Raw genomic sequence first — 7230 nt, forward strand, 5'->3', positions numbered from 1 at the left:
TTCTACAAAGCGTGGTGTAATCTGGAGCTATCCAATTTAATCCGCAAAGTTTAATCAGACTTTGCACAAAGCCAGTAACCATACGTAAAGACAGACGGAATAAGGATTTAATCATTAAGCAGCATTGGATGGCTGCGTCGGAGTAGGTTTGATTTCGCCCTTGTTTGCCTTTTGATGGGGCATACCATTGCGTAGCTGGATCAAACCAAATGGCAATATTTCCGCGATGAATGCGTGCTCGGTTATATGCGAACCAATTGGTTGTGCGGTAAATTTTATGTGTATGCTTCTTCATTTGAAAATTATATTGCTGAAAAAGTCCTTAAGAACAGCTTTGCGCAACAAAGCCGTTCGAGATTGTTATGATCTTTTTTTGACGGAGAACAAATTTTCCCTGATCAAGCAAATAACTTTAAAATTTTCTTAGTGAGCAAGATGGCCAATACTTATTAGAAGAAAAATCTTTTGTTTATGATGCTGAAAATGATCAATTTCTAGAATCGGATATACAGGCATTTTATTCCCTTTCGTCTGCAATTCTAGACTAGCAAGACCCGTCTTTTAAAGGCAGTTTTCCTATGTAATAACATGATAAATCAGAATTAGGATTGTAAATTTTTCACCCACCAAATTTTTTTGTGCTAGCTGTTATAATGCGCCAAATTGCTGCCAAGTCTCATCATTATGTAAAGAGTCATAATAATTTTGCAGTTCTACTAAATCATAATATTGAATATAAGCTAATAGCAATAGGCCGAGGATCAGTCCAACTTTAAGACAACTAAGTCTATTTGGCTTTCTATATAAATTATCTATTCCAAAGGCAGTTAAAATTAAAGCAGGAACCAATACAATTGTTTTTAAATGGTTTAGAAAGTGAATTCCATGTGTATACAATAACCCAATAATAAGCAAAACTATCCCTAAACTGGTGTAAATACGGTCATGGAGAGAAGTGCGTAACGCGAAATTACATTGAAAAGCTAAAATAAAAGTTGCAAATAAATAAAAACCAGTTCCACCAATAATGAACGTATAAATTGCATTGAATAGGCAATAAGCCAACAACACTGATAGTACGAAAGAATAGAGTTTGGTATAGAGAATATGTGAAAAGGGGAAAATCTGTTTCATAATTTGCTCTATTGAAAACTCACATCATATTAAAAGAAGATTTGAAGCTTAACATGCTATTCACTTTTTGCCACTGTGGCATGTTTTTTTAGTGTTGGAGATGGCTTGAATAAATGTCGCGTACGAGTAAAGCTTAGACCACAGATTATTAAACACAGCGTCCCTCCAATAAGTACTGCTGGCACCACAGAAAAATAGCGCGTCATCAGGCTCATGTGTAGGGCACCGAGCTGATTGCCTGAAGTGACTAATATGCCATTTAAAGCCGCTACACGCCCTAATAGTGCTTTTGGGGGGAGTTGCTGTAATAAAGTTTGTCGAATGACCATGCTGATGCTATCAAAGGCACCGATTAAAACAAGGAAGAAGACTGAGAGCCAAACATGGGAGGATAGTGCAAAGGCTAAAGTACACAAAGCAATTGCAAAACTACTATAGAGCATATTTCTCCATGCATTTTGCATCGGAGAATAACAGGTCAACATCAACATCATGATACAGGCGCCAATAGCTGGTGCAGCTCTGAGTATACCTAAGCCTTCAACACCAAGATGCAGGATATCGTGTGCAAAAATAGGCAGTAAGATAATGACACTACAAAAAAGCATGGCGCTGAGATCCAGCAACATACTCCAAAACATTAGTGGATGTTTAAAAATAAACAAATAGGCTTCTTTCAAACTTTTGCTTAAATGCTGTTTATGGGGGCTAGGGAATTGACGAGGACTTAATCCGAATAAGCAGATGCTACCCACGCAACACAAGAAAAAAACAATAAAGAGGGTTTTTTCAAGCCCAAGTTGGCCGAGTAAAAGTCCTGCGCATAAAGGCGCTAAAATGCCGCCTATTTGCCAAATGAGCGCGGTCCATGTGGCTGCATTGCTATAGGCTGACTCGGGGGTTAGAAAAGGGCGTAATGAATTAAATGATGGGCTGTAGATGCCTCTAAGTATGCCTAAGCAAAAGATGAGGCTATAAATGCCGCATAAAAGTGTATTTTGTTGAATGTGCTGTTGTTGGTACTGAGAAAAAAGAACAATAAATAATAATGGAATTAAAGTGCTACAGCTAAAACTCCACTGCACAATTTTTTGTCGGTTATAGCGATCAGCCCAGTCGCCACTGATCAGGGAGAGGCAAATAAAGGGGAGTAACTCAATTAAGGCAATCATGCCAAGGCTGAGTGGATTTTGAGTGAGTTGATAGATACTATAAGCAATGACGACTTCTTGAATCATGATGGTTAGAATTAAGCACAACTGATTGACACTCAGAAGTGAAAAATCACGTGAATGAAAAGCCAAAAAAGCATCGGAATGGAAAAGCGACATACACAGAATAGTTTCAAATATGAATTAAAAAAGGATGGCGCAAAGTCCATCCTTTTTAGGGTTTAAAGCAGATTACTGTGCTTTTGCTACCGCAATAGTTTCGTCATTTGCAGCTTTAGCCATAGGTGTATATTTCAAACCAAGGGTTGTGCTGGTGTATTGGCGAACTTGGTCAAGAAGCACAGGATTAGTGCTGAGTTCTTGTTGGTACGATTTTACAATTTCATGTAATTTCGGATTCCATTTACCTGCTACTTGCTGAGGGAATGCTTTTTCAAGCAAGCTCAACATAATATAAGGGGAAGTTGAAGCACCAGGAGACGCACCTAATAGGGCAGTCACAGCACCATCTTGTGATGCAAAAATCTCGGTACCAAATTGCAAGCTTGCAGGTTTGCCTGGTTCTTTCTTAATGATTTGAACACGTTGACCACCTTGATTCATGCGCCAGTCCTCTGGTTTTGCATCAGGATAGTATTTTTTCAACTCATTAAAACGGTCTTCATCGGTCATCATGACTTGGCTAACTAAGTATTTCACCAAATCAAGATTTTCCATACCCACAGCGGTCATTGGTAAAACGTTGTTCTTAGTGGTTGATTTCAATAAATCAAGCTGAGAACCTTGTTTTAAGAACTTGTTTGAATAAGTTGCAAATGGACCAAACAACACATATTTTTTACCGTCGATATAACGTGTATCAATATGTGGAACAGACATTGGCGGTGCGCCTAATTCAGCACGACCATAAACTTTTGCAGTATGGCCTTCAGTGACTTTTGGGTTGTCGGTCATTAAGAACACGCCACCTACAGGGAAGCCAGCATATTGCTTCGCTTCTGGTAAGCCTGTCATTTGTAAAAGTTTAACCGCTGCACCGCCTGCACCAATAAAGACAAAGCGCGTTTTCACATGATCTGTTTTTCCTGTAGTGAGGTTTTTAAATGCAACAGTCCACGTTTTATCATCGTTTTGGCTAATGCCAGTCACTTCAGTCGATGTTTGTAACTGGAAATTAGATTGTTTTTTAAGGTGATCGACCAATTGAGTGGTGATCGAACCATAGTTCACATCCGAACCTACATCCATGCGTGTTGCAGCTACTTTTTGTGCAGCATCACGGCCATTCATCACCAATGGTGCCCATTGTTTAATTTCAGCAGGATTCTCAGAGAATTTCATGCCATAAAACATTGGGTTTTTAACCATTGCAGCGTAACGTTTTTCTAGGAAATTCACGTTATCGCCCCAAACGAAGGCAATGTGCGGTACAGGGTTGATAAAGCTATTTGGTTGACCCAAAACGCCTTCTTTGACTTGATAAGACCAGAACTGTTTTGCAACTTCAAATTGTTCCGCAACGTTCACAGCTTTAGAAATGTCCATTTTTCCATCTTTTTCAGAGGTATAGTTCATTTCCATAAAGCCAGAGTGGCCTGTGCCAGCATTGTTGAAGCCGTTTGAGCTTTCTTGGGCAACGTTGTCTAGGCGTTCATACATACGAATTTGCCAGTTTGGCTCAAGTTCACTAAGATATGTGCCTAGGGTTGCACTCATGATGCCACCACCAACTAAGACTGCGTCAACGACAGGCTCATTGCTGGTGTTTTGAATTTTCTTAGACGCGATAGGTCTAAATAAAAAGATTAGTGCTGCAATAATAAGCAGAACGATGAATACCAATAGGTATTTTAAAAATTTGTTCATGCGATTATGACCATGGAGGGCAGGTTTGGATCGCTTTATAGCGAAGACAAGAATAACAATTATGGTGATAGGAACACTTGTAAAGAATTAGCTTAGAGAATTGAAGTAATACTCAAAATTACAAGTATACAAAGATTAACGTTCGAAGCTATCACACATTTTTGATTGATGGATATTTTAGACTAAATATGTATTGACTTAGTAATTTTTATTGTAAATGAACATAATTAAAATATAAATACCAATGATGTTTGTTCTTGTTTATTGGTTTTTATTTTAATTCAATATCTGGTTTAAAAAAAATCAGATGTTGAATATTTATACAAATACTCAGTAATTTATTAAAAAGAAGCTTATAACTTGTTTCAAGGTTACTTTCCAACGGCTTTATTGCACAAATATTTGAAAGGCAAAGCGCCCCTAATTGAGCCAAATTTAAGGCGTAACTTGGGTAAGTGGTCGACCTAATTCTGTAAATCTGTTAAGGACTGCTACACGTGCATGAACCTCATTGTGAACCGTACCGGGTTTGTTGGAGACCAACTTTCCTGAGATGAGAAGCATTGCTTCGCACGACGTAGCGAAGCGTAGTGTTCCGATGAAAAAAGTAAAATATACCCCTGAAATCAGAGATAGAGCGGTTCAATTATTGATTGACTACCAAGACGGTATCTCAGGTGAGTGACTTTACGTATATTCAAACAAATTCAGGCTGGGTCTATACCGCCTTTATTATTGATGTGTTCTCACGAGCAATTGTTGGATGGAAAGTATCAACACGTATGAATACAGATATGGTGCTCGATGCACTGGAGCAAGCATTGCACGATTGAGGTATGCCAAGGAATGTGATTCATCATTCCCATAGAGGTGTTCAATACCTTTCCATTCGCTATACCAATCGTTTAGAAGCAGCAAATTTACGAGCATCAATCGGTACAACGGGGGACTCATACGATAATGCTTTGGCTGAAACAGTGAATGGCTTATACAAAACAGAGATGATTGAATATTTAAAAGCAGATTGGCAAAGTTTAGCAGATGTACAACTTGCGACATTAAATTGGGTAGATTGGTTTAATAAAAAGCATGTACACAGTGCACTGGGTTATGTATCGCCTTTTGAGTTTGAAGCAATGTACTATGATAAGATTAACCCGTTAAGTCAGGTGGCCTAACTTAAATAAAAAAATCTCCGATAAATCCGGTAAGGTTCAAAATGCGATTTATGGCTTTTTTATGTAAAAAAAAGTAATATTTGTTTTATTGTTAAATTATAACAATTAGTATAAATACACCTATGATTTACAGATGAAAAAGGTAGTTAAATGAAATATTTTTTAAGTTTAACTTTGTTAGTTTTAGCAATGACTGGGTGTACTTCGAGTCCAAAGACTGAAACTTTACAAGATAAGGCTACAAGCAATACTTCAGCTGATACGCAGGTCCTTAAATTTTCTGGTCCGAATGGTTTATTAATTTTTCTGAAATCATCGGATAACTTTGAAACTGCTTTAATGACTGATAACTCAGGCATGGTATATCGTTTAAAGCAAACAGTTGCTGGTAGTGGTATTCGTTTAGCTAATAATAATGGAGTTTCAATTCACTTTAAACGTGGTGAAGGGGCTGTTGAATTTGTAAAAGACCAGCCAATCAGCATTACTGAAGTAAAATAATAAGGTTTAAACTTTAAGAGAACCCCACACCATAATCTGCATACCGAAAGTTGGACACTATTCCTTGAAATGTGGTCAAACATGATCAAGGACTAATTCGCACTCTGTTAATGGGTGAATTCAAACATGAGGTGCGACAGTTTCAAAAGCCTTATGATAATCTGTGTGATTCATAGACATCACTTCAATATAATGGGTGTCTATGAACAGAGAAATTCAACAAAGACTCGTATGGGTTAAATTATTTGAAGAGACCAATAATGCTGGCCTGGTTTGTCGGAGATGTGGCATTTCTAGACCAACTTTACGCAAGTGGTGGAAACGATATTCTGAACAAGGTATTGATGGATTAAGTAGTCATAGTAAATGTCCCTTAAAATCGCCAAATACTAAAATCAATGCTGAGCTAGAAGCTTTAATATTGGAAATGCGCTCAGCTAGAAATCTTGGTGCTCGACGTTTGCAAACCGAATTAATGAGCTGCACGGAGTCTCGTTGTCCTTGGCGACTATCCATAAAGTACTATCCACCCATTAAGTCAAACCGATTAAAAAATTCCGTCGTAAAGTAGATTACATTTGTTATGAACGTCCATTACCAGGCGATAGAATTCAAATGGATACCTGTAAACTGGGTCCTGGACTATATCAGTACACATCTATCGATGACTGCACACGATATCGCGTTTTAAGGATATATAAACGCCGAACAGCTGCGAATACACTCGACTTTTTAACTGTGTAATTGAAGAAATACCTTTTCTCATACAGCGAATACAGACCGATCGTGGACGAGCATTCTTTGCTGAAAAAGTACAGAAAAAATGATGCAGTATGGAATCAAATTTAGGCCAAATAAACCGGGTTCACCTCATCTGAATGGCAAGGTAGAGCGCTCACAAAAGACTGATAAATCTGAGTTCTACGCTACTGTAGATATCGATTCAGAGGAAATTCAGAGCAAACTGGCAGAATGGCAGCATTACTATAACTGGATGAGACCACATTCGGCTTTGAAAGGTAAAACACCGATGGAAAGGTACTTTGAATTATGTGAAGAAACTCCTTTCTTAGATGAAGTCCAGAAGCAATACGACCCCTCAAATGAACGGATTCAACATGCCAATTACAAGATGTATTTAGAGATTGCTAAATTGAAACGATCTCTATGAATTACATATCTATATCATTTTTATTAATATAAAAACATATATGTAAAAATCACGCCCCGTTTAACTGGCAATAGTTTTTGAACCCTGGTATAAAAGCTTAAAAAAATCTAGCAAGTCTTTATTTAATGTTAATACTCATCCAGTATTGAGGTTTTTTATCTTTTCTTGCCTGTGATCTAGGTTGTAATACTCTAATTTCATACTCACC

5 protein-coding genes and 2 pseudogenes are annotated in these 7230 nt (G+C 37.7%); 3 read left to right on the forward strand and 4 right to left on the reverse strand.

Translation table 11 applies throughout. The annotated features are described in order from the left end of the window. From NI465_RS16075 to mqo, 4 genes are all read right to left on the reverse strand, one after another. The coding region (locus NI465_RS16075) for a transposase (RefSeq protein ID WP_253145963.1) at window positions 1-295 on the reverse strand (295 nt) is incomplete at its 3' end. 353 nt (window positions 296-648) lie between these two features. Continuing rightward, complete coding sequence (locus tag NI465_RS16080; RefSeq protein WP_004733174.1) at window positions 649-1134, reverse strand: hypothetical protein; 486 nt, start codon at window positions 1132-1134, stop codon at window positions 649-651. 56 nt (window positions 1135-1190) lie between these two features. Then, on the reverse strand, window positions 1191-2465 hold the full coding sequence (locus tag NI465_RS16085; RefSeq protein WP_004733173.1) for an MFS transporter: 1275 nt from the start codon (window positions 2463-2465) through the stop codon (window positions 1191-1193). 72 nt (window positions 2466-2537) lie between these two features. Further along, window positions 2538-4172 carry a malate dehydrogenase (quinone) gene (gene mqo, locus NI465_RS16090; RefSeq protein ID WP_004733172.1) on the reverse strand — a complete coding sequence of 545 codons (1635 nt, stop codon included), beginning with the start codon at window positions 4170-4172 and terminating at the stop codon, window positions 2538-2540. 677 nt (window positions 4173-4849) lie between these two features. Here mqo and NI465_RS16095 point away from each other — a divergent pair. From NI465_RS16095 to NI465_RS16105, 3 genes and pseudogenes are all read left to right on the forward strand, one after another. Then, window positions 4850-5350: pseudogene (locus NI465_RS16095) on the forward strand (IS3 family transposase); the annotation flags it as partial. A gap of 150 nt (window positions 5351-5500) precedes the next feature. After that, on the forward strand, window positions 5501-5851 hold the full coding sequence (locus tag NI465_RS16100) for a hypothetical protein (RefSeq protein WP_253145965.1): 351 nt from the start codon (window positions 5501-5503) through the stop codon (window positions 5849-5851). Window positions 5852-6053: 202 nt separating this feature from the next. Beyond that, window positions 6054-7022: pseudogene (locus NI465_RS16105) on the forward strand (IS481 family transposase). The last annotated feature ends 208 nt before the right edge of the window (window positions 7023-7230 follow it).

The organism is Acinetobacter lwoffii (genome assembly GCF_024129855.1).
Classification (GTDB): domain Bacteria; phylum Pseudomonadota; class Gammaproteobacteria; order Pseudomonadales; family Moraxellaceae; genus Acinetobacter; species Acinetobacter lwoffii_L.

Bases quoted from the DNA above. Each gene is read 5' to 3' on its own strand.
- NI465_RS16080 (WP_004733174.1), bottom strand. From the start codon at position 1,134: ATGAAACAGATTTTCCCCTTTTCACATATTCTCTATACCAAACTCTAT.
- NI465_RS16085 (WP_004733173.1), bottom strand. From the start codon at position 2,465: ATGTCGCTTTTCCATTCCGATGCTTTTTTGGCTTTTCATTCACGTGAT.
- mqo (WP_004733172.1), bottom strand. From the start codon at position 4,172: ATGAACAAATTTTTAAAATACCTATTGGTATTCATCGTTCTGCTTATT.
- NI465_RS16100 (WP_253145965.1), top strand. From the start codon at position 5,501: ATGAAATATTTTTTAAGTTTAACTTTGTTAGTTTTAGCAATGACTGGG.